Raw genomic sequence first — 20790 nt, 5'->3', positions numbered from 1 at the left:
TTAGTCATGATTCCGTCTATTGCCTGCTGGAGGGTGGGGACCCGCACCGACGGCGCAAAGCCTCTCCCCATTTGGAGGAGATGGCGAGTCCGCGAGCCATAGAGCGAACTCGATGCCCGCCGCCGCGCCGCCCGTGCCGGTGATGCGGCTGAGCAAAAAGGTGCTCACCACGACCGGGCTGTGCAGTCGGTCAGGAGACTCTTCGAGAGCGATCTCAAACACATCGACACGGGCAAAACGATACAATCAATCTCGGCTTTTGACGACCTGCCCGTGGACGTCGCTGAGAACAAGGACGCCGACGACATAGACTAATCCGCCGCCGTGCCCTGCGGCCTAGCGAACGCCTAAACTCAGTGGGGTGTACTATGATTGAAGATCTCGATAAAATTCTGACAATCGCCGGCCGAATGCAAACCGAGATGCCGGCCTTGAAAGAGAAACTTGCCGCCACCGACTTCACAGCCGAGGCTGGCGGCGGGGCCGTCTCCGCCACCGTTAATGGCAAACTCGGCATTGTCGATCTCAAAATCGCCGAGCAGATTCGCAACGATCCCACCACGGATTATGACCTGCTCGAAACCCTCATCAAAGCCGCCATCTCTGCCGCCCAGGCCCAGGCAGCCGACGCTGCCGCCAAGGCCATGAAGGAGCTCACCGGCGGCATGGACATCGCGGAAGGATAAATGGAAAAGGGCTAGCTCGCGCCATACTCCTCGGCTTCTTTCCGAGTCATAAAGAAATGAATGCCGCTCGTGCATTCAATACGCGGATCATCATTCCAAGCATCCGCCCAAGTTTCTTTTCCGACGATGTATCGCGTACCTTTTCGCGTCCTGTAGGCCGGCTTTTTTGGCCCACTAATGACCGCGCGCGTGACAACGTGCGTTGCCCTGCATTTCCGCCCTACTAACGAGCATGCGCGAACAGCATCTTCAGGGATGTATAACTCAAGGATCGCGCCATCCGCGTATTTCCAACCAATAAACCCTCCTTCTTCCGGGCAAATTGTAAAGTCTGGTAAGTGAGCGCCGTGAAGGTTGGCGCCATGAAGGTCGGCGCCGTAAAGCTCGGCGCCGTGAAGATCGGCGCCGTGAAGGTTGGCTCCCCGAAGGTCGGCGCCGTAGAGGTCGGCGCCGTAAAGGTTGGCCCCGCGAAGGTCGGCGCCGTAAAGATCGGCGCCGTAAAGATCGGCGCCGTCAAGTTCGGCTCCGTCAAGGTCGGCTCCGCGAAGGTCGGCGCTGCGAAGGTTGGCTCCGCCAAGGTTGGCTTCGCAAAGGTCGGCGCTGCGAAGGTCGGCGCTGCGAAGATCCGCGCTGCGAAGATCCGCGCCGTGAAGGTCGGCACCGTGAAGGTTGGCACCGTAAAGGTCGGCGCCGTGAAGGTTTGCTCCACCAAGGTTGGCGCTGCGAAGGTCGCCGCCATAAAGGTCGGCGCAGTGAAGGTTTGCTCCGTGAATGTTGGCGCCGTCAAGGTTGGCTCCACGAAGGTCAGCGTTGCGAAGGTCAGCGTTGCGAATGTTGGCGTTGCGAAGGTCGGCGCCGTCTAGGCTAGCCCTACTGCCGCCCTTTCTGCAGAGCCAATGCGCGTGTTCCTCTAGGATTACACCCAATTCTATTTTTGTGACGGCCATTTTCTCTGTATTCCGGCTTCAAGACCCTATACCGCAGGAAACGCAATGATCCGCGCGCATTTGGTTAAACGGGTGGTCTGAGCCAATATGGTCGCGCGAGCGACCAGACGGCTGTATGACCCAGAGATATCGTGCCGAGAAGCGAGGGTTCGCCGCTGGCTTGGCCGTGGTGGCCGCGAGGGTATCGTCCGGCTCGTCCCTCGGAACCCGCCCATGTCCGTTCGCCGCGGCGCCCCAAGGCGAGTTGGGAACCTAAGCACCCCATAGTAGCGATGACGCGGCGCCGTGCGGGCGCTGACGATGTCGGATCAGTTTAGCCCGAGAGCTGGTCGATGAACTGAAGTGGCGTCACCCCATTCAGGCACTGCCGGCATCGTCATCCGTGCCTAGTAGAAAGCTGATCGTGCTTCCGCATGATACGCATGATCCCACTCATGGCACGGCTCAGGATTTCCCCCGATGGTGCAGCCCCTTTGGTAATAACGGCTAGAGTTACCAATTCATCAAAAAGTTCAAGATATCGGCAATGAAAAGTTGTACCATCTTGTCCCGTGAAAGTGATATCCGTTGCTGCGGTATTAAGCAGATTCTTCTCAATCAATGATTTTGCTTTGTTTAAATACCCCGCAAGCGCCGAAATCGCCTCGGACTGATCATCGTTAACTGGAGCAACAAGAGTTAAACCGTCGCTGCTGGCCAGTACAGCTGCCTTCAGATTCCCATCTTTCACTATTCGTTCCAGCTGTTTTCTAACGGCGATCAGGGGAATTGCAGACCGATCTATACGCCGATCTTTATTATTCTCATTTTCGCTCATATCTATCCCCTTCTTAATCGATGGATTCTAAAAACCTCCATGAACGACAAGTATCCGGATCGCTCTAGTATCCGCAAACCGGAATGTATCGGCAGCGAGCCGCACCTTGGGCGTGCCAAGGCATTTCTCCGTTACGGGATGAAGATTCAAGAACTACCCAAAAGCGAAGCATCAGGGTAGTTGAAGACACATTTTTCAAAAACCCGTGGCTTCGATGCAACAACAACAATCTGATGTGGATTGCAAGGGAAAGTGGACGTGGGGTCTCCCCACGGGCTCTTCCTGACGCATGGCGTCGAACAGATAACCAGTCTTGCTTTCCAGTGCCTCCGTTACCACCTGCCGACCAAACGCCTTTCGCAGGAACACATATCTCGAGGAAAAAAAATAGGCCTGCAACGAACGGCTATAATGAAATGAAACGGGGTTGTTATATTTCATTACCAACACCTGATGGGGCTTTTCCAGTTGCACGGAAAGAGTGGTGAAATATCCGGTAAGCTCTCTGGAAACGCGTTGAATGGCGCTGATCGTTTCCAAGTCCATGCGAGAGATATCCTCAATGGTGTTTAGCATGGAGAAGATGATTTCACTATCCACCTCAGCCTTGCGCTCAAGGTTCTGGGTATCAAATAAGAAGTTGTCATTCTGTATGGTGCCGTTATGGATTCCCACCGTCTGCCCAACCCGAATCGGTTGATTGTTGTCGGGATTCCAGACGGAGCCCTTGGTGGGTTTCCGTGTGTGTCCCAGTAACGTGCAGGTTGAGAGGTCCCATGAATTCATGAAATCCGCGAATTCCTGGGAAGCGACGAACTCACTCGCACATACCGGCAGTTTCAAAATGTTGTGGCTTCCGTCCGGCCAGAATGCAGCCACGCCCGTGGCCTCACGCCCCCGTTCCTCGTTGGCCAGCAACACCCCTGTGAAGAGTTCCTTGACCCGTTGGTGCTCGGCGCATGTCAATCGTCGACCCAACTGGATCCCCATCAATCCACACACGATTTCGCCCCACCCCTATACACTTCAATCAATCTCGCTCGAGCCTGAGCCAGCGCTACTTCTTCAGGCCAAAGTGGTAACCAAGCCACCACAAGCCCATCAAATCTGACATCCTACCTTCCAAACACATAGGACCCCTCCTCGCCATCCCACGACGGGTACCTTTCCAGATACTGATTGATGCGTTGCTTCACCTCCGTTTTGGTCACTCCCGATTTGGCCGAAACGCAACCAAGCCAGTCATCTGCCGAGGACTGTCCCCGTACCAGTCCCAACTCGATATGCTTAATGATCACCTTATCCACATCATCCACGAACACCGGATAGTTAACATGCCCTTGGAGGTCTCGCTCAATATCCCTCCAGTCGCGGCCCTCAATGCGATAGGCGGAAATCGGCCGCTCGGCCAGATGTTTTAGTACCGAGTAGGCCGGGTTGGTGAATTTGTTGAAAATGGACTTGAGGAACAGCAACAAGTCCGTGGCGTCTTGTCTTAGTTCACGGATCTCCTCGTCTCCTATGCCGGAGGTATCACTTCGTGCCAATTCCCCGTCATTATTGCTCAGCAGGTCCAGGAGTTGCTTTTTCCGTTCCCAGGAACCCTTCCTCCCCGTGTGGATCAGTCCGTATTTGGATAGCTCCACCGCCTTTAAAACCAATGCCAGAAAAAGAAACGTCTTGGCTACAATGGAGGTGGGCACGAGATCCCCGTCGGGGAACCGCATCTCCAAGTGAAAGGTCTTAATGCGACCATCTTCATCGAATTCCACATGTTCCAGATTGAAGAAGTTTTGATGTTCAGGTACCTTCTGGCTTTGTTTCAGGAGCGCTTGAATCTCCGGCATATCCTTTTGAACGGGAGCGTGCTCCATGAACTCCTGATGCGCATTGTGCTGTCGGCGGCGGCACATGCCACTGGACACATCTCCACCGCTAAACAGGTACTTTAATCCGGGCGCATGTTTACGCACGAGGTTCCAAAGGTTGGCCAGAATGATCTGCGGGATTCGCTCGGATAGCCCAACGGCAATGAGATGAAAATGGAGGCCGCAGGTCTGGCGCATGCGCATCTTCTCTTCCAAGAGGATATCGATGATCTGCCTGTACTGCTCCATGAGGGAGTTCCATTGAGGATGCCGGCCGATGACCTGCATTTCCACCCCGCAGTGTTCCTTAACCACATCAAAAATGCCCAGTTCTCCCAGATTCTCAAGGTCCCGTGAAGGTCGGAGTCGCTTTTCGAGATGAGCCCGGAATACATTGGGCTGCATCCCGCCAGGCAGTCCGCATTCCAGTTCTGGACCGATCTTCAATACGCGATAGAAAAGATCCTGATAGTATCGGTCCTGCTCGTGCGAGAGCGTATCCTCTCTTCTGAAGAAAAAGATTTCCTCTGACATTCCTCACCGTTATATTTTCGAGTATCCGCGGAATGCTCAAACGTGTCGTATCGGCAACTCATCTCCTCATGATCCGCCGCGCACGCGGCCACTCACGTGACCGGCCCGATTGCCACGGCGCTCTCCTCAAGTCCACCAGGTAAGAGAACCGCGGCAAAGCGGGCTAGATACGGGTGAGCGTAAACCGTGTCCCTCGGGTTTCGGGAATCGGTTCGATGTTCATGTGCGTCTGCACCTCCATCTTGGCAAGAGCAGCGTTCATGGTGTTCATCACCGGGCAGGTGAACGGCTGCTTGACCCCTGTGGCCAAAATCTTCTGTGTAAGATTCCAGCCCTTGCACCGATTTCCCTCGATCATCCATCCGTTCTCAATCTCTTTTACGGTGGCATCATCAAAGAATCCGATCTCATCGACCCAGATACGGAGTAATTCGTTCAGCACATCCGTTGGGTTTTCACCTTCGATCTCGAGCCCCATCTCCTTCTGCATGATCTCCAGCAGGTCGGTGCCCACTATCCTCATCAGGGCAAAGGCGGAATCGTCGAACAGATCATAGATTCCTTTCGCCAGACCCTCGATCATCAACGAAAGCACGCGCACCAATTGTCTTTTCTTTTCCTCTTCACTTGCCATTGGTCACCTCCAACTCAAATAGTCTTAGATTATGTCGTCTCAAACGGCCGCGGCTATGTCCGCCACCAGTCTCTTGGCTACCATTCTGAGATTCCCCAATGTGGCATCGGGCGTGACACTGATAATGAGATTCAAATCCGCCTTGCCAACGGCCCGCAAGAGAATCCAGCCCTTGTCCTGCTCCACCAGGATCTCGTCCGTGCGACCACCATTGAGTGACGTCACGGTCTTGCTAACCAGTTTCGATACCATGGCAAACTTGGCCGAAAACGACTCCACATCGGCATTGGCCGGGTTGTTGATCAATAGTGGGAGACCGTCCGAACTAAAGAGCGCGGCCGTCTGTAACCCCTCAACATCGCCGTTGAGGGAGTTTAAAATATCTTTTGGAATTCCCATTTTGCCTCCGTTTTGTAATCATCTCGAGTTGAACGGGCTGCCTCTCCCGTATTTAAGTTGCCCCATCAAGTATGTTTGTTCCAAGACTATGTTCAATACCTTGACGCAACACTTTTAACCTTTGGAGAAGCGGTTCTTTTTCAGCATTCCAATGGGAGGGCCCATGCCTCTCCATCCATGCGTGATGCACAGATTCAGGATCGATCAGCGTTTGAAAAAAATCTTGAAGTGTCTGGACGTGTCTCTCGGTTACTATTTTACCGATATCTTGCCCCAGAAGATAAGCTGGAACCAAATCGAAATTCCCGATATGTTCCACGCCCACATCCCAAAAGCGATTGGATGTATCATCGATATAAACATCAAGCAGTTGGGCAATATCTTGTAAATCGCGAAGTCTTTCATAGGGACGAATCAAAAAAGACACCATCTTTAAAATTGCAATACAGCAAGGAGGCGAAACCTTGACTTCAAGAGAATCCGCCACCTTATGGGGCTCGGAGTGAGTTAATGCCAAATCAATCCCAACCAAGTTCATGGCCTGACCATTTGCCAGCTGAACTATTCCTTTTTCTAAATGCTCCTTTCCGGCAGGAATAATATTCAAGAAAGGGCCTTGCGGCGATTGAAAACGACACTCACGCGTTGGATGCCTCGTCCAATCAGAATACTGCGAAAGTGTCGTCAAAATTTCATTTCGGCCTAATGCAACAACAAGGTCTATATCGGCGGTTTTGCGCCAAGATACCTCCAAATAAAACCCTAATGCGACAGCACCAATAAGCGTGCTTTTGGATTCAGGGTAGATGTGGCATAAATCGCGAAGCGTTTCAATTTGAATTTTGTTTAAGGCGGACGTCATTAGGTTCTGTCCGATCTGGCTAATGATTGGGTTCATGTCTAATGTGCACAGCTTCTTTAGCTGGCAATTTCATGATGCTCTTGAAGCATTTTGCTCTTGAAGCATTTCAGTATATATATCGACAGGGGATGAATTAGTGTGAATTTTAGCAGAGCCGAGCATCGCGTTTTGTGAAACCGTTCACATACTACCGTCCTGCAGGTGGGAAATGCGACCCACGGGCGGGCTACCAGCCACTTCAGGCCGTGGTCGATTCTGGGTGCCAGAGGGCATCGGCTCGACGATGTTTCCGAGGTAGTCCTGTCTTGCGGCCACTCCAGGTTCGGCGCGAAGCCCGACTCCTGGTTGCAGCACCCAATTACGGCATGCTGCCTTGCGACATCATGAAACAACTCCAGATCGACCTGCGCTTACTCTCCGGGCAGAGTCTTGAGGCGCAGATAGGCTTCGGGCGCACATGAGTGATGAGATGACGGGAATAGTCCGGCCCGCCGGTAGACCCGCGCTTATGCACCATGGCATAAAGGCGGCTGGCGGTGAGGCGCGGATGGAATCAAAGGGTCTGGAATCAAAGGGTCCATTAGGCTCGAATTCTTTTTCGCGCCCCCGGTGCGAGGACGGCCGATTTCCGAATTGATTCAGCCTGATCTCAAGATGCCTTCTAGTCCCCGGGTTTTGCGCCTCGGGGGGGGCGTGACAGCGATGCCCGCAGCCGCGCAATCCGCTACATTTTCCCAATGGTGAACGAAGCCCCGGACAACCCTGACAAAGACCCGCGCCAGGGGCTCGAGCACTACCGTGCCCGGCCCCGCGAGCGAAATGAACGCGGTTACTGGAAGCTGCTTGAATGCCTACATGTCCCGAAGCCCGCCTAAAAATGCACGCGAAAAGATCATGAAAAAAGGCGTTTTATCAACGCTTTGCAATAGTGTTACAGAAAACAAAATACTTCTTTGACCCTAAAAGCCTGATGAGCAAGTGCTATCCGCCAAAGTTTGCCCCCTTCCCGCCGCTGTGGCAGCCTAGTCGGGCTTCACTTGACCATCATGAGGGCTTAAGAACATGCGCGTTATTCTTCTCGGCGGACCGGGAGCGGGCAAGGGTACCCAGGCCGGTTTCATTACTGAGCACTTCAAGATTCCGCAAATCTCCACTGGTGACATGCTGCGTGCCCAGGTTAAGTCTGGCAGCGAGCTTGGCCAGGCGGCCAAGGCCATTATGGATGCAGGCGGGCTGGTGTCGGATGACATCATCATGGCCATGGTCAAGGAGCGTATTGCTGAGGATGACTGCCAGAATGGCTTTTTGTTCGATGGCTTCCCACGCACCATCGCCCAGGCCGAGGGGCTGAAGGCCGGCAAGGTTTTTGTCGATGCGGTGGTGGAGATCGCGGTGCCGGATGAGGAAATCATCAAACGCATGTCGGGGCGGCGCGTGCATCTGGCCTCGGGGCGCACCTATCACGTTGTTTTTAATCAGCCCAAAGTGGAGGGCCAGGACGATGTGACCGGCGAGCCATTGGTGCAGCGCGATGATGACAAGGAAGAGACGGTGTGCAAGCGTCTGGAGGTTTACCATGATCAGACCAGCCCGCTGATTGAGTATTACTCAAGCTGGGCGGAGCAGGGTGGCGAAGGTGCCCCGCGTTATTGCAGGGTTGAGGGCGTGGCGGGTGTTGATGAAGTGCGCGAGCGCATTCAGCAAGCGCTGGCCGAAGCGGGCTGAAGACCACGGCGCCGGCATCCAGCCGGCGCTGTTTTTACTTTAAGTGTTCGATTGCCGCGCTTTCGAGCACCAGAGCGGCGCTGTCGGGATTGTGCTGATCTGTTACACTGGCAGCCATACTGCAACCAGATTCAAGCTAACAGGAGGCCAAGATGGCTATCGTTGAACTGACCAGCGACAATTTCGAGTCCACGATTACGCAAAACCCTTTCGTTGTTGTTGATTATTGGGCGCCGTGGTGCGGTCCCTGCCGCTCCTTTGCACCTGTTTATGAGAAAGTCTCGAACGATCACGACGACATCGTTTTCGCCAAGGTCAACACTGAGGAAGAGCAGCAGCTCGCGGCGCATTTCCAGATCCGCTCGATCCCCACGCTGATGATCTTCCGCGACCAGGTGATTATTTTCTCCCAGGCTGGCGCGCTGCCGGAGGCATCTTTCCGCGATCTGCTCACCCAGGCCAGCGAGCTCGACATGGACAAGGTGCGCGCCGACATGGAGCAGCAGCAGGCGGCGGCCAACAACGGCTGACAGCTGTTGCCTGTGTTCTTCCGGAGCCCTCTCTGTTATGGCCATTTCCTGGCTGCGCGGCCCAACGGTCGGCGACCTGCTCGAACTGATGGAAGAAAATCACCGTCTGCTCCTGTGCCTGGCGCCCGATTTGCGCCTGTTGTCAGGGGCGCATCGGGCACCGGGTCGGGGCACAGATCTTTACCTGGACGTGATTGATCAGGCGCGCTATACCACCATGGTGCGCTTGACCTACCGCTTTTCACCCCAGGGTGGGCCTCAGTGTGTTGAGATGGGGCAGGAAATGTTCCCAGTCGGACATCTCCAGTCAGACTCTTTGCCAGCAGAATCGTTTCAGGCAGACCCTGATGCCAGATTGCGCGTCTGCCATGACGCGCGCCAGGTCGAGGTGATCGCGCTGCGTCAGACGGCCCTGCCGCTGCTTGGCGATGATCGTCTGGCAAACCTGCAATCGAAATGGAACGCCAACTGGTTTCTTGCCAAGTGGTTGTCTTATTGCGTGAGCGAGGACTATCGCTTCTTCCCGGCGCGTCAGCACACGACCAAGGCCAGAGTGGCGGACCCTGCAACTCTGTGCTGACTGCCCGGCGCGCCCCGAAAAATATTCCTGCTCCGATGCTTGACAATTGCCACCTTAAAACCAAGCTAATGAGTAGGGTATTAGGGTCGCCTGGCGCGACGCATGGATTTGGGGTACGCGATTATGAGGCTTTCCACTAAGGGTAGATATGCAGTCACGGCGATGCTGGACCTGGCGCTCCACGACGGTCAGGGCCCAGTCACGCTGGCTGATATTTCTGAAAACCAGGGCATTTCGCTCTCTTACTTAGAGCAACTCTTCTCTGCCTTGCGCGCCAAAAGTTTGGTGCGCGGCGTGCGCGGGCCGGGTGGGGGTTACTATCTGGGCAAGGGATCGGGCGAGATTTCCATTGCCGACATTATTTGCGCGGTCGACGAGTGGGTCGAGTTCACCCGCTGCGGTGGTCGCGAGAACTGTCGCAACGGGCAGAAGTGCCTGACGCACAGCTTGTGGGATCAGCTGAGCGAAGAGATTTTCGGCTTTCTCAGCGACATCTCGCTGCGGGACTTGGTCGAGCGCGGTGGCCATCGCGATCCGCGTCTCCAGCCCAACGCGCGCCTGGTGGCCGAGCCTCTGAACAAACGTGCGGCCTGAAACCTGCGACCTGGGTGGGAGGGCGGCAAGCGCCGGAGTTGCGGACCGATCTTTCCGCGAGATTGCAGGCGGACCCTTGCCGGGTCGCGCACCGGTGGGCGGCCAATGCTATTCTGAAGGCCTCTTTGTTAGTTGCCTCATCATGGCCGCCGCGCCCCTCGCTCATGGAACAACCCTCGCCCGATTTGCTTACTGATACCCAGGACCTGATCACCATTGGGGATTTTATCCGCTGGGCCAGTAGCCGCTTTAACCAGTCCGGCCTGTTCTTTGGTCATGGTACCGGCAATGCGGTGGATGATGCCTGCTGGCTGATCGCCGATGCTCTGCATCTTGCGCTGCCGCTCACCGCCGATCTGCATCCCTGCCGTCTAACGCCTAGCGAGCGCTCATTGCTGACTGCACTGCTCGAGCGGCGTGTACGAGAGCGAATTCCCGCCGCATATCTGACAGGACGCGCTTGGTTTGCCGGGCTCGAGTTCGCCGTGGATGAAGCGGTCATGATTCCGCGCTCGCCGATTGCGGAGTTGATCCAAAACCAGTTTGAGCCCTGGCTCGACCCGGACCAGATCGCGGCGGTGCTCGATCTTTGCGCCGGCAGCGGCTGTATCGGCATTGCTACCGCCGCTTACCTGCCGCAAGCCCAAGTCGATCTGGCGGAGCGCTCGGCTGCCGCGCTGCGGGTCGCAACCAGGAATATGCACAGCCTGATGAATGACGCGGGGTTGCAAGAGCGGGTGCGGGTGGTCGAATCGGACTTGTTCAGCGCGCTTGGCGGCTGCCGCTACGATCTGATGCTGTCCAATCCGCCTTATGTCGGGCAAGCCGAACTAGCCAGCTTGCCACCCGAGTATGCGCACGAGCCCGAAGCCGCCTTCGCGGCCGGCGAAGAGGGCCTTGATCTGGTGCTGCGCATTCTGCATGAAGCGCCGGACTACCTGAGCGAACAGGGGGTGCTCATCGTTGAAGTCGGCAACACGGCGGAGCTGCTACAGGAACGGCTGCCGAGCGTTCCTTTTGTGTGGCTTGAATTTGAACATGGCGGTGAGGGCGTTTTTCTGCTCCATCGCGAGCAGCTGATCGACTATCATGCTCAGTTCGCACAGGCGATGGCATCACCCTGACTTCCGGGGTCTGCCGCAGCCCGCGCTTCAACTTCCAACAGCTAGCGAAAGAACCATGCTTGACCAACCGCAGACTACCCAGGCGCAGATGGCGGATCAGCGCACCGTCTTTGACCTTGACCTCATCAAGCGCTACGACCAGAGCGGCCCGCGCTATACCTCGTACCCCACCGCAGTGGAGTTCAACGAGGGCTTTGACGAGGCAGCCTACCGCGCCACCTGTGAGCGCAGCAACGCAAGCAAGCGCCCGTTGTCTTTGTATTTTCATATCCCCTTCTGCGACACCCTGTGCTTCTACTGCGCCTGCAACAAGGTCGCCACCAAAGATCGCAGCCTCGCCCAGCCATATCTTGAGCGCATGTACCGCGAGATGGAAATGCAGAGTGCGCTCTTTGATGATGATCGGGTGGTCGAGCAGCTCCACTGGGGCGGCGGCACCCCGACCTTCATCAGCCAGCAGCAGATGCGTGAGCTGATGGATCAGACGCGCAAGAATTTCCGCCTGCTTGATGATGACAGCGGTGAGTATTCCATTGAGATCGACCCGCGCGAGGCCGGAGGCGACACCGTCAAGCTGCTGCGCGAGCTGGGCTTTAACCGCATGAGCCTGGGCGTGCAGGATTTTGACACCAAGGTGCAGAAAGCCGTCAACCGCATTCAGACCGAAGCTGAAACCATGGCGGTGCTTGAGGCCGCGCGCAAGGTCGGCTTTGGCTCTATTAGCATCGATCTCATCTACGGCCTGCCCTTCCAGGACCCGGATGAATTCAGCAAGACACTCGATAAGGTCATTGATGCCGCGCCCGAGCGGGTGTCGGTATTCAACTACGCCCACCTGCCATCACGCTTCAGCCCGCAGCGGCGCATCAAGGACGATGATCTGCCGCCGCCTCAGGTCAAACTCGACATCTTGCAAATGACCATCGAGCGCCTGACCGACGCCGGTTGGCTCTACATCGGCATGGACCATTTCGCCCGTCCGGACGATGAACTGGCGCTGGCGCAGCGCAATGGCACCCTGTATCGCAACTTCCAGGGCTACTCCACCCATGCCGATGCCGACCTGATTGGCCTGGGTGTCACCTCCATCGGCAAGGTGGCCAACACCTATGGCCAGAACCAGCGCGAAATGGAGGCCTACAACGCCGACATCGACGCTGGCCGGCTGGCCGTCTTCCGCGGCATTGAGCTCAATCGCGACGACGAACTGCGCCGCGATGTCATCACCCGCCTCATCTGCAACTTCAAGCTCGACTTTGCCGAGGTCGAGCGTGTGTGGGATATTAACTTTGTCGACTATTTCGCCACCGGGCTTGCCAGGCTCAAGGGGATGGAAGCCGACGGCCTGCTCGAAACCGACGCAAGCGGCATCCGCGTGCTGCCCAAAGGACGGCTGCTGATTCGCAACATCTGCATGGGGTTCGATGCCTATCGCGAAGCGACACAAGGGGCTGGAGGCTTCTCGAAAGTCATCTAAAGCGACTGCCTTCTGGCCCGATGCCGGGCGCCGCTGGGGGTTTCTTCATCGCTGCTTCCTTACTGAATGTTTGCGCAGGCGCGCGGTCAAAGCAACATTCTCGCTGGAGTGGAGTGCGCATGGCGGTTAGAATGCAGGGTTTTGCGTTTGCCAGGGCAAATTTTGCTCCAGGCGCGATGGTGAAAATCAGGAGATAGAGCTTCATGCAAGTATCTGTGCAGGCGGGTGAGGGGCTGAAGCGCGAAATGCGCGTGGACCTTCTGGCGGATGACATCGAGGCCGAGATCGACAAGCGCTTGCAGCGCTTTGCACGCTCGGCGCGAGTGCCGGGTTTTCGTCCAGGAAAAGTGCCGGTGCGGGTGTTGCGCCAGCAATATGGCGATCAGGTACGCAGCGAAGTTTTTGGCGAAATGGTGCAATCCACCTTTCCGACCGCAGTGGAACAGGAAGATCTCAAGCCCGCTGGCATGCCGAGTATTGAGCCGGATATCGACCAGAAAGCCCGTCGGTATGCCTATACCGCAAGCTTTGAGGTGTTTCCGGCAGTCGAGCTAAAGCCCCTGGCCGACGCCAAGATCAAGCGCCCGGTGGCCGAGATTGCCGACACCGATGTCGATCAGATGATCGAGCGACTGCGCCAGCAGCGATGCGAGTGGATCGAGGTCGAGCGCGGGGCGCGCAAAGGCGACCAGGTTGGCATGGCGTTCAAAGGGACCATCGATGGCGAGGCTTTCGATGGCGGGACGGCCGAGGATTACACCGTAGAGATCGGCGCCGATCGCATGATCGCGGGTTTCGAGGATGAACTCATTGGCGCCGCACCCGCACAAGCGCGCGAGTTCGACTTGCAGTTTCCAGAGGACTACCACGCTAAGCACCTGGCCGGGAAGCAAGTGCACTTCGAGGTGAAGGTGCACAAGGTTGCGGAGCCCAAACTGCCCGAGGTGGATGCTGACTTCATCAAATCGATGGGTGTGGCCAGTGGCGAAATGGCCGATTTCCGCACCGATGTGCGCGAGACCATGGAGCGGGAGTTGCGCGAGCGCGTCGATGAAACCGTCAAATCACGGGTGTTTGATGCCCTGATTGAGGCCAATCCAACCGAGTTGCCGCAGTCGCTGATCGATCAGGAGGCGCGGGCCATGCAGGAGTCGTTCAGCAAGTCGACCAACAACCAGCCTCTGCCTTTTCCTGCGTCTTTCTTTCTCGAGACCGCGCGCCGTCGGGTGGCAACTGGCCTGCTGATCAATGAAGTGGTCAAACACCACGCGCTCAGTGTCAGTGACGATGCCGTGCGCACCAAGCTCGAGGCTCTGGCGGCTGGCTACGAGCAGCCGCAGGAAGTGATCAACTACTACCTTGCCGATAAAGAGCGTTTATCCCAGATTCGCGCCTCCCTGCTTGAGGGGACGGTAGTTGCGCACCTGCTGGAAGAAGCCCAGGTCGAGGATGAACCCAAGACGTTTTTTGAGTTGACCGAAACCGGGCAGTAAGGCAGCGCCTGCGCAGTCTGGGGCTGTAATGCCTGGCGCGCATATTGCTTGCAAATGTGGTTGGCGTCACGAGCGTCAAATCGGTTTTTTCCTATTGCCATTTACCTTCGCGAGAGAGAACACAACATGGAGCGCAGCCTGATCAACGGTGGGATCAACAGCGGGAACGCAAGCGGGAACGGAGGCGGTACCTGGGATCCTCAGGGCCTTGGCCTGGTGCCCATTGTTGTCGAGCAGACGGCACGTGGCGAACGCTCCTTCGATATCTTCTCGCGCCTGCTCAAGGAACGGGTCATCTTTCTGGTTGGGCCGGTGGATGATCACACGGCTAATCTGGTGGTTGCGCAAATGCTGTTCCTTGAGTCCGAGAATCCTGACAAGGACATCCACTTCTATATCAACTCTCCCGGCGGGTCGGTGACGGCGGGTTTGGCCATTTACGACACCATGTGCTTCATTCGCCCGGATGTCAGCACCATGTGTGTGGGCCAGGCCGCCAGCATGGGCGCCTTGCTCCTTGCCGGCGGAACTGCGGGAAAGCGCTTCTGTCTGCCGCATTCGCGCATGATGATTCATCAGCCGTTGGGCGGCTTTCAGGGTCAGGCCAGCGACATCGACATCCATGCGCGCGAGATTCTCAAAATTCGCGAGCAACTGAATCGCATTTTCTCGCACCATACCGGACAGCCGATTGAGAAAATTGCCGATGATACCGAGCGTGATCGGTTTCTCGGCGGCGAGGAGGCGGTGGACTATGGTCTGATCGACAAAGTAATCGACAAACGCGATATGCCAGACAAAAAGACTGATACCGAAAAATCCTGATTCGCCGGCGGGGATGCATGGTATCGACAGTCTTGTCCCACCGGTCTTGGGGATGCTCGCCCAAGCGAGTCAGGTCGGTCCCGGTCTTGTCGCCTTGGTTATCGGGCGGAAGGTCGCTATGATGCGTATATGATGCGTATCAGTCACTGAGCGGCAGGTATCCGCCGGATCGCGCAGTGCGAGTTCGGCGCTGGCTTCAAGGTCGCGGGAGAGTCCAGAGAGTAAGGCCCGCAGCCCCATTGGTTAGAGACGGTCTTTAGAAATTATGAGCGGAAACAGCCAAGGCAAACACGACGACGGAAAACTTCTCTACTGCTCGTTCTGCGGCAAGAGTCAACACGAGGTTCGCAAGCTCATTGCGGGTCCCTCGGTGTTTATCTGCGATGAGTGCGTTGACCTGTGCAACGACATCATCCGCGAGGAGATGCAGGAAACGGCGGATGAGGCGGCAAGCAAGCTGCCAAAGCCGCGCGAGATCAACGACAGCCTTGATCAATACGTCATCGGCCAGGAGCACGCCAAAAAGGTGCTTTCAGTGGCTGTTTACAATCACTACAAACGCATGGAGCTTTCCGGCGGCAAGGACGAGGTCGAGATCGCCAAGAGCAATATTCTGCTCATCGGCCCCACCGGCTCCGGCAAGACTCTGCTGGCAGAGACCCTGGCGCGACTGCTTAATGTTCCCTTCACGATCGCCGACGCCACTACCCTGACTGAGGCCGGTTATGTCGGTGAGGATGTCGAGAACATCATCCAGAAGCTGCTGCAAAAGTGCGACTACGATGTCGAAAAGGCGCAGACTGGCATCGTCTATATCGATGAAATCGACAAGATTTCGCGTAAGGCGGACAACCCTTCCATTACCCGCGATGTCTCTGGCGAAGGCGTGCAGCAGGCGTTGCTCAAGCTGATTGAGGGGACTGTTGCCTCGGTGCCTCCCCAGGGCGGGCGCAAGCATCCGCAGCAGGAGTTCCTGCAGGTGGATACCTCGAGCATCCTGTTTATCGTTGGTGGTGCCTTTGCCGGTCTGGACCGCATCATTCGCACCCGTTCCAAGAAAGGCGGTATTGGCTTCTCGGCCGAGGTTCACAGCCAGGACGACGACAAGCAGATGACCGAGCTCCTGAGTGCTGTGGAGCCTGAGGATCTGATTCGCTATGGTCTGATTCCGGAATTTGTCGGGCGCCTGCCGGTGATGGCCACGCTTGAGGAGCTTGATGAAGAGGCCCTGGTTCGCATTCTGACCGAGCCCAAGCATTCGCTTTACCGGCAATACAAACGCCTGTTCGAGATGGAAGGTGTCGATCTCGAGCTGCGCGAGGACGCCCTGCGCACGATTGCCATTAAGGCGATGGAGCGCAAAACCGGGGCGCGCGGGTTGCGTACCATTATGGAGCAGACCTTGCTCGATACCATGTACGACCTGCCGTCGATGGATAATGTGAGCAAAATCACCGTGGATCGCTCGGTGATTCTTGGCGAAAACCCGCCGTTCATTCTCTACGAGGGCGGCGAGCCGAAGGTGGCAGCGGACGAGTCTGCGTGAGCGCTCCTGAATAATCGGGACAGGGCGGCTTGTCGTGTGTTTGCACGACAAGCGCCTGGCAAGTCGTGTGCGGCAACGCCCACCCGCGCATCTGTGTTGAAGCTGGGCATGCCTGCCCTGATGTCTCCTGATATCACTCACTTGCCCGGTTGCGCGCCTGAGCGGCCGTCGCGGGGCAAATAACCGCGAGAATCCCCCGATGGCGAAGACCCCCTCCCCGGAAAGATATGTCACCCAGGTACCGCAGGACGTTGCCGTGCTGCCGCTGCGGGATGTGGTCGTCTACCCGCACATGGTGATTCCGCTGTTTGTTGGGCGCGAAAAATCCATTATCGCGCTTGATGCGGCCATGACCAGCGACAAGCAGATTCTGCTGCTGGCGCAAAAGCACGCGGATGTTGATGATCCGGGCGTTAAGGATCTCTACCGCATCGGCACCCTGGCCAATATTTTGCAGTTGCTGAAATTGCCCGATGGCACCGTCAAGGTGCTGGTCGAGGGCAATCATCGTGCCGAGGCGACCAAATTTATCAGTACGACTGATTACTTCGGTGCAATGGCCTTGCCGTTGCGCGAGCAACTCAAGGCCGATGAGCGCGAGCAGGAGGTGCTGATGCGCTCAGCGGTCTCGCTGTTTGATCAGTACGTCAAGCTCAACAAAAAAGTCCCACCCGAGGTGCTGACTTCGCTTGCGAGCATCGACGAGCCTGGTCGTCTCGCCGATACCATGGCTGCGCACATGGCGCTGAAACTCGATGAAAAGCAGCGCGTGCTTGAGATTGTCGATATTCAGGAACGTCTCGAGCACCTGATGGGGCTGATGGAATCTGAAAACGACAACCTGCAGATGGAAAAGCGGATTCGCGGGCGCGTCAAAAAGCAGATGGAGAAGAATCAGCGCGAGTACTATCTGAACGAACAAATGAAGGCCATCCAGAAGGAGTTGGGTGAGCTTGAAGATGCGCCCAATGAACTCGAGGATCTTGGCAGGCGCATCCACGAGGCTGGTATGCCCAAGGATGTGCACGAGAAAGCCGTCGGCGAGCTAAACAAACTCAAGCTCATGTCGCCCATGTCGGCCGAGGCGACTGTCGTGCGCAACTACATCGACACCCTGGTGTCGGTCCCCTGGAAGAAGCGCACCCGGATCAGAAATGACATCCGCGTCGCAGAATCAGTGCTAGATGCTGATCATTTCGGACTCGAGAAAGTCAAAGAACGGATTCTTGAATATCTCGCAGTGCAACAGCGCGTGCGCAAGCTCAAGGGGCCGATCCTGTGCCTGGTTGGGCCTCCTGGAGTGGGCAAGACCTCTCTCGGACAGTCCATCGCGCGCGCCACCAACCGCAAATTCGTGCGCATGTCCTTGGGCGGCGTGCGTGACGAGGCGGAAATTCGCGGTCACAGGCGCACTTACATCGGTGCCTTGCCGGGGAAAATTATCCAGAATCTGTCCAAGGCGGGCTCGCGGAATGCCTTCTTTTTGCTCGACGAGATCGACAAGATGGCCATGGATTTCCGCGGCGACCCGGCCTCTGCGCTGCTTGAGGTGCTGGACCCCGAGCAGAACGATACCTTCAACGATCATTACCTTGAGGTTGACTTCGACCTGTCAGAAGTGATGTTCGTCGCCACGGCCAACACGCTGAACATCCCGCCGGCGTTGCTTGATCGCATGGAGGTGATCCGGCTCTCCGGCTATACCGAGGATGAAAAGGTCAATATCGCGGAGCGTTATTTGCTCCCGAAACAGATGAAACACAACGGGCTCAAGCGGGGCGAACTCTCGATTCGCGAATCGTCCCTGCGCGATACCGTCCGTTATTACACCCGCGAAGCGGGGGTGCGTAATCTCGAGCGTGAGCTGTCCAAGGTCTGCCGCAAGGTTGTCAAGGAGGTCTTGTTGAAGAAGCGGGACTCCGCCATTGTCGTCACACCCAAGAGTCTGGAAAAGTATCTTGGTGTTCAACGCTTTCGCTTCGGGCGTGCCGATGAGCATGATCGCATTGGCCAGGTCACCGGCTTGGCCTGGACAGAGGTGGGTGGCGAACTCTTGCGCATCGAATCCGCGCTGGTGCCCGGCAAGGGTAAGTTTATTTACACCGGCCAGCTTGGCGATGTCATGCAGGAGTCCATTCAGGCGGCGCTCACGGTGGTGCGCAGTCGCGCCGAGTCGCTTGGCATCGACGGCGACTTCCATCAGAAGTTTGACCTGCACATCCATGTGCCAGAAGGTGCCACCCCCAAGGATGGCCCCAGTGCGGGAGTGGCCATGTGCACCGCCATGGTATCGGCCCTGACCAAGGTGCCGGTGCGCTCATCCGTGGCGATGACCGGGGAAATTACGCTGCGCGGCGAGGTGCTGCCAATTGGCGGACTGAAGGAAAAGCTGCTGGCCGCGCACCGCGGCGGCATCGAGTTGGTGCTGATTCCGCACGAGAACGAGCGCGATCTGGTCGAGATTCCAAAGAATATCAAGCAACATCTGGAGATTTGCCCGGTCCGCTGGATCGATGAGGTGTTCGCTCACGCTCTGACGGAGACTCCGCATCCGGTGATTCGCGACGGCGCTGAGGCCGAGCCGGACGACAGCGTTCCGCCGGACTCCGAGGCCAAACGATCACCCGAGGGCGCGCGCACCCATCACTGAGAGATATAAATCGGACAAGCGCCAGATTCTGCCAGCGCCAGCCGGGGCGGAATTATGGCGTACTTGGCCGATTGGTGGGCTATGGACCTTAGGGTTGCTTTCTGTGCGCTCCGGCACAGTTCAGTCTTTGTCCTGGCGCCTCGGTTGCGGCAACAAAACCCGACTCAGTTGTTCATGATTTGTGCGGAATAGTCGGGTTCTCGTCAGGCCGGTCCGCGCAGGAGCGCGAGTCTGTATCACGAATTGGGCTCCGTCGTACCCTCGTATTTTGTCCGGTATGTGACTTGACAGGCCACGGCGATCTCTACAACAATCGCCCACGTCAGCGGAGTGACCATGAGTCGCTTCTGTTTAACCGGCCGTCTTGCAGGCTGAGGTCGTGGTCATCTGATGCGGCTTCTGGACTCTTCAGGTTCATGGCGGGCAGATTGCGATGCTGCTCCTGCCTTGGCAAGCGGGTTATTTTCTAAGGCAATCGTGTATTTTCTCAGGCAATCGTTCGGAAAAGCACAGACAATCGGGGGAAGTATGAACAAATCTGAAATAGTCGATACCATGGCGGAAAAAGCAGATATCTCCAAAACAGCGGCTGCCAAGGCGCTTGACGGGTTTATCGATGCCATCACACATGCGCTGAAGGAAGGCGATACCGTTTCCATCATTGGCTTCGGAAATTTCGTCGTGAAGGAGCGTGCCGCAAGAACCGGGCGCAACCCTCAGACCGGTGCATCCATTCAGATAGCCGCGTCGAAATCCCCATCATTTAAGGCTGGCAAAGCGCTCAAGGATGCGATAAAATAGCCGGCTTTAAGACGTTACTGATCTGGATTTCCCGACTGGGCTCTGCCTTGCAGGGGCATCCTAATCAGGCGCGCTCTAGCGGATGTTCCTAGGGGTGCGATGTTTCTAGGGTGCTTAGCTCAGCTGGGAGAGCATCGCCCTTACAAGGCGAGGGTCGCAGGTTCGATCCCTGCAGCACCCACCATAAGGCTAGCTACCCGCTTAGAGGCTATAGGTTGACCCAGTTTTTTTGCTCCGGTTTGATGCGCTAGGTTTTATGTACTAGCTTTAAAGGCTGCGGTTTCGCGAAAGACGCGATTTTGACAAAATAAACCCCAGACGATTTACATATATTCGAGTAAGGTCTTGGAACCAGCGTTTTTGATTCAACCCTTATGATTCAAGAACGCTCAGGCCAAGGCAAGAGTCAGTTTTAGGAGTGGTAGTTCAGTCGGTTAGAATACCGGCCTGTCACGCCGGGGGTCGCGGGTTCGAGTCCCGTCCACTCCGCCAATAAAGGCGCACAAGCAGGCATGATCGGTGCCAAGTTTTGTCGCAAAAATCGCGGGGTATCCGGTTGGGTACCCCGTTTTTGTTTGGTGCGCCTATTTCGAGTCCGGTCGTTCTTTACTTCTTGATCTCGGCCTGGAAATCATTGATCGACGTTCCGGGCCACTTCGTCTTCCGCGCTGGTGTATCAGCGCATTGCACGAGCCAAT

At 56.5% G+C, this 20790-nt stretch carries 19 protein-coding genes and 2 tRNA genes; 14 read left to right on the top strand and 7 right to left on the bottom strand.

What is annotated here, in order from left to right; all coding sequences use genetic code 11:
* Positions 1-431: 431 nt before the first annotated feature.
* On the top strand, positions 432-686 hold the full coding sequence (locus tag Thiofri_RS22340) for a YbaB/EbfC family nucleoid-associated protein (RefSeq protein WP_190275810.1): 255 nt from the start codon (positions 432-434) through the stop codon (positions 684-686).
* A gap of 11 nt (positions 687-697) precedes the next feature.
* Here Thiofri_RS22340 and Thiofri_RS22335 read toward each other — a convergent pair whose 3' ends face one another.
* The 7 genes from Thiofri_RS22335 to Thiofri_RS22305 form a co-directional block, all read right to left on the bottom strand.
* Positions 698-1633, bottom strand: a complete 936-nt coding sequence (locus tag Thiofri_RS22335) for a pentapeptide repeat-containing protein (protein ID WP_083848464.1) — start codon at positions 1631-1633, stop codon at positions 698-700.
* Positions 1634-2009: 376 nt separating this feature from the next.
* Positions 2010-2450, bottom strand: a complete 441-nt coding sequence (locus Thiofri_RS22330) for a hypothetical protein (protein ID WP_009148658.1) — start codon at positions 2448-2450, stop codon at positions 2010-2012.
* Between the two features lie 195 nt (positions 2451-2645).
* Positions 2646-3416 (bottom strand): class II glutamine amidotransferase domain-containing protein, encoded by a 771-nt coding sequence (locus Thiofri_RS22325; RefSeq protein WP_190275809.1) that lies wholly within the window; start codon positions 3414-3416, stop codon positions 2646-2648.
* Positions 3417-3565: 149 nt separating this feature from the next.
* Positions 3566-4852: a hypothetical protein gene (locus Thiofri_RS22320; RefSeq protein WP_009148655.1), complete on the bottom strand. Its 1287-nt coding sequence runs from the start codon at positions 4850-4852 to the stop codon at positions 3566-3568.
* Between the two features lie 163 nt (positions 4853-5015).
* Positions 5016-5486, bottom strand: coding sequence for a hypothetical protein (locus Thiofri_RS22315; protein ID WP_009148654.1), 471 nt, complete (start codon positions 5484-5486; stop codon positions 5016-5018).
* 39 nt (positions 5487-5525) lie between these two features.
* Positions 5526-5885, bottom strand: coding sequence for a roadblock/LC7 domain-containing protein (locus Thiofri_RS22310; RefSeq protein WP_009148653.1), 360 nt, complete (start codon positions 5883-5885; stop codon positions 5526-5528).
* Between the two features lie 52 nt (positions 5886-5937).
* A complete protein-coding gene (locus tag Thiofri_RS22305) occupies positions 5938-6783 on the bottom strand; it encodes a nucleotidyl transferase AbiEii/AbiGii toxin family protein (RefSeq protein WP_143741878.1) in 846 nt (281 codons plus the stop codon).
* Between the two features lie 1026 nt (positions 6784-7809).
* Here Thiofri_RS22305 and adk point away from each other — a divergent pair.
* The 13 genes from adk (at position 7810) to Thiofri_RS22240 (ending at position 20584) form a co-directional block, all read left to right on the top strand.
* Entirely contained in the window at positions 7810-8472 is a 663-nt protein-coding gene (adk, locus tag Thiofri_RS22300) for an adenylate kinase (protein WP_009148651.1), read from the top strand.
* 152 nt (positions 8473-8624) lie between these two features.
* Complete coding sequence (trxA, locus tag Thiofri_RS22295) at positions 8625-9002, top strand: thioredoxin (protein ID WP_009148650.1); 378 nt, start codon at positions 8625-8627, stop codon at positions 9000-9002.
* A gap of 37 nt (positions 9003-9039) precedes the next feature.
* Complete coding sequence (locus Thiofri_RS22290; protein ID WP_009148649.1) at positions 9040-9582, top strand: DUF1249 domain-containing protein; 543 nt, start codon at positions 9040-9042, stop codon at positions 9580-9582.
* 123 nt (positions 9583-9705) lie between these two features.
* Positions 9706-10176 (top strand): Rrf2 family transcriptional regulator, encoded by a 471-nt coding sequence (locus Thiofri_RS22285; RefSeq protein WP_040855782.1) that lies wholly within the window; start codon positions 9706-9708, stop codon positions 10174-10176.
* A gap of 164 nt (positions 10177-10340) precedes the next feature.
* Positions 10341-11300 (top strand): 50S ribosomal protein L3 N(5)-glutamine methyltransferase, encoded by a 960-nt coding sequence (gene prmB / locus Thiofri_RS22280; protein ID WP_009148647.1) that lies wholly within the window; start codon positions 10341-10343, stop codon positions 11298-11300.
* Positions 11301-11355: 55 nt separating this feature from the next.
* On the top strand, positions 11356-12777 hold the full coding sequence (gene hemN, locus Thiofri_RS22275) for an oxygen-independent coproporphyrinogen III oxidase (RefSeq protein ID WP_009148646.1): 1422 nt from the start codon (positions 11356-11358) through the stop codon (positions 12775-12777).
* 203 nt (positions 12778-12980) lie between these two features.
* Entirely contained in the window at positions 12981-14270 is a 1290-nt protein-coding gene (gene tig, locus Thiofri_RS22270; RefSeq protein WP_009148645.1) for a trigger factor, read from the top strand.
* Between the two features lie 126 nt (positions 14271-14396).
* Entirely contained in the window at positions 14397-15095 is a 699-nt protein-coding gene (clpP, locus tag Thiofri_RS22265; protein WP_009148644.1) for an ATP-dependent Clp endopeptidase proteolytic subunit ClpP, read from the top strand.
* 265 nt (positions 15096-15360) lie between these two features.
* Positions 15361-16641 (top strand): ATP-dependent Clp protease ATP-binding subunit ClpX, encoded by a 1281-nt coding sequence (clpX, locus tag Thiofri_RS22260; RefSeq protein WP_009148643.1) that lies wholly within the window; start codon positions 15361-15363, stop codon positions 16639-16641.
* Positions 16642-16840: 199 nt separating this feature from the next.
* Positions 16841-19291, top strand: coding sequence for an endopeptidase La (gene lon / locus Thiofri_RS22255; RefSeq protein ID WP_009148642.1), 2451 nt, complete (start codon positions 16841-16843; stop codon positions 19289-19291).
* Positions 19292-19819: 528 nt separating this feature from the next.
* Positions 19820-20092 (top strand): HU family DNA-binding protein, encoded by a 273-nt coding sequence (locus Thiofri_RS22250; protein ID WP_009148641.1) that lies wholly within the window; start codon positions 19820-19822, stop codon positions 20090-20092.
* Positions 20093-20200: 108 nt separating this feature from the next.
* Positions 20201-20276: transfer RNA gene (locus Thiofri_RS22245), tRNA-Val, on the top strand.
* A 231-nt stretch (positions 20277-20507) separates the two neighbouring features.
* A tRNA-Asp gene (locus Thiofri_RS22240) sits at positions 20508-20584 on the top strand.
* Positions 20585-20790 lie beyond the last annotated feature (206 nt).

This window comes from Thiorhodovibrio frisius (assembly GCF_033954835.1).
GTDB lineage: Bacteria > Pseudomonadota > Gammaproteobacteria > Chromatiales > Chromatiaceae > Thiorhodovibrio > Thiorhodovibrio frisius.
This window is presented reverse-complemented; position numbering and strand designations above follow the sequence as displayed.

Coding starts and splice junctions, on each gene's coding strand:
- Thiofri_RS22335 (WP_083848464.1), bottom strand. CDS start 1,633: ATGGCCGTCACAAAAATAGAATTGGGTGTAATCCTAGAGGAACACGCG.
- Thiofri_RS22330 (WP_009148658.1), bottom strand. CDS start 2,450: ATGAGCGAAAATGAGAATAATAAAGATCGGCGTATAGATCGGTCTGCA.
- Thiofri_RS22320 (WP_009148655.1), bottom strand. CDS start 4,852: ATGTCAGAGGAAATCTTTTTCTTCAGAAGAGAGGATACGCTCTCGCAC.
- Thiofri_RS22315 (WP_009148654.1), bottom strand. CDS start 5,486: ATGGCAAGTGAAGAGGAAAAGAAAAGACAATTGGTGCGCGTGCTTTCG.
- Thiofri_RS22310 (WP_009148653.1), bottom strand. CDS start 5,885: ATGGGAATTCCAAAAGATATTTTAAACTCCCTCAACGGCGATGTTGAG.
- Thiofri_RS22305 (WP_143741878.1), bottom strand. CDS start 6,783: ATGAACCCAATCATTAGCCAGATCGGACAGAACCTAATGACGTCCGCC.
- adk (WP_009148651.1), top strand. CDS start 7,810: ATGCGCGTTATTCTTCTCGGCGGACCGGGAGCGGGCAAGGGTACCCAG.
- trxA (WP_009148650.1), top strand. CDS start 8,625: ATGGCTATCGTTGAACTGACCAGCGACAATTTCGAGTCCACGATTACG.
- Thiofri_RS22290 (WP_009148649.1), top strand. CDS start 9,040: ATGGCCATTTCCTGGCTGCGCGGCCCAACGGTCGGCGACCTGCTCGAA.
- Thiofri_RS22285 (WP_040855782.1), top strand. CDS start 9,706: ATGAGGCTTTCCACTAAGGGTAGATATGCAGTCACGGCGATGCTGGAC.
- prmB (WP_009148647.1), top strand. CDS start 10,341: ATGGAACAACCCTCGCCCGATTTGCTTACTGATACCCAGGACCTGATC.
- hemN (WP_009148646.1), top strand. CDS start 11,356: ATGCTTGACCAACCGCAGACTACCCAGGCGCAGATGGCGGATCAGCGC.
- tig (WP_009148645.1), top strand. CDS start 12,981: ATGCAAGTATCTGTGCAGGCGGGTGAGGGGCTGAAGCGCGAAATGCGC.
- clpP (WP_009148644.1), top strand. CDS start 14,397: ATGGAGCGCAGCCTGATCAACGGTGGGATCAACAGCGGGAACGCAAGC.
- clpX (WP_009148643.1), top strand. CDS start 15,361: ATGAGCGGAAACAGCCAAGGCAAACACGACGACGGAAAACTTCTCTAC.
- lon (WP_009148642.1), top strand. CDS start 16,841: ATGGCGAAGACCCCCTCCCCGGAAAGATATGTCACCCAGGTACCGCAG.
- Thiofri_RS22250 (WP_009148641.1), top strand. CDS start 19,820: ATGAACAAATCTGAAATAGTCGATACCATGGCGGAAAAAGCAGATATC.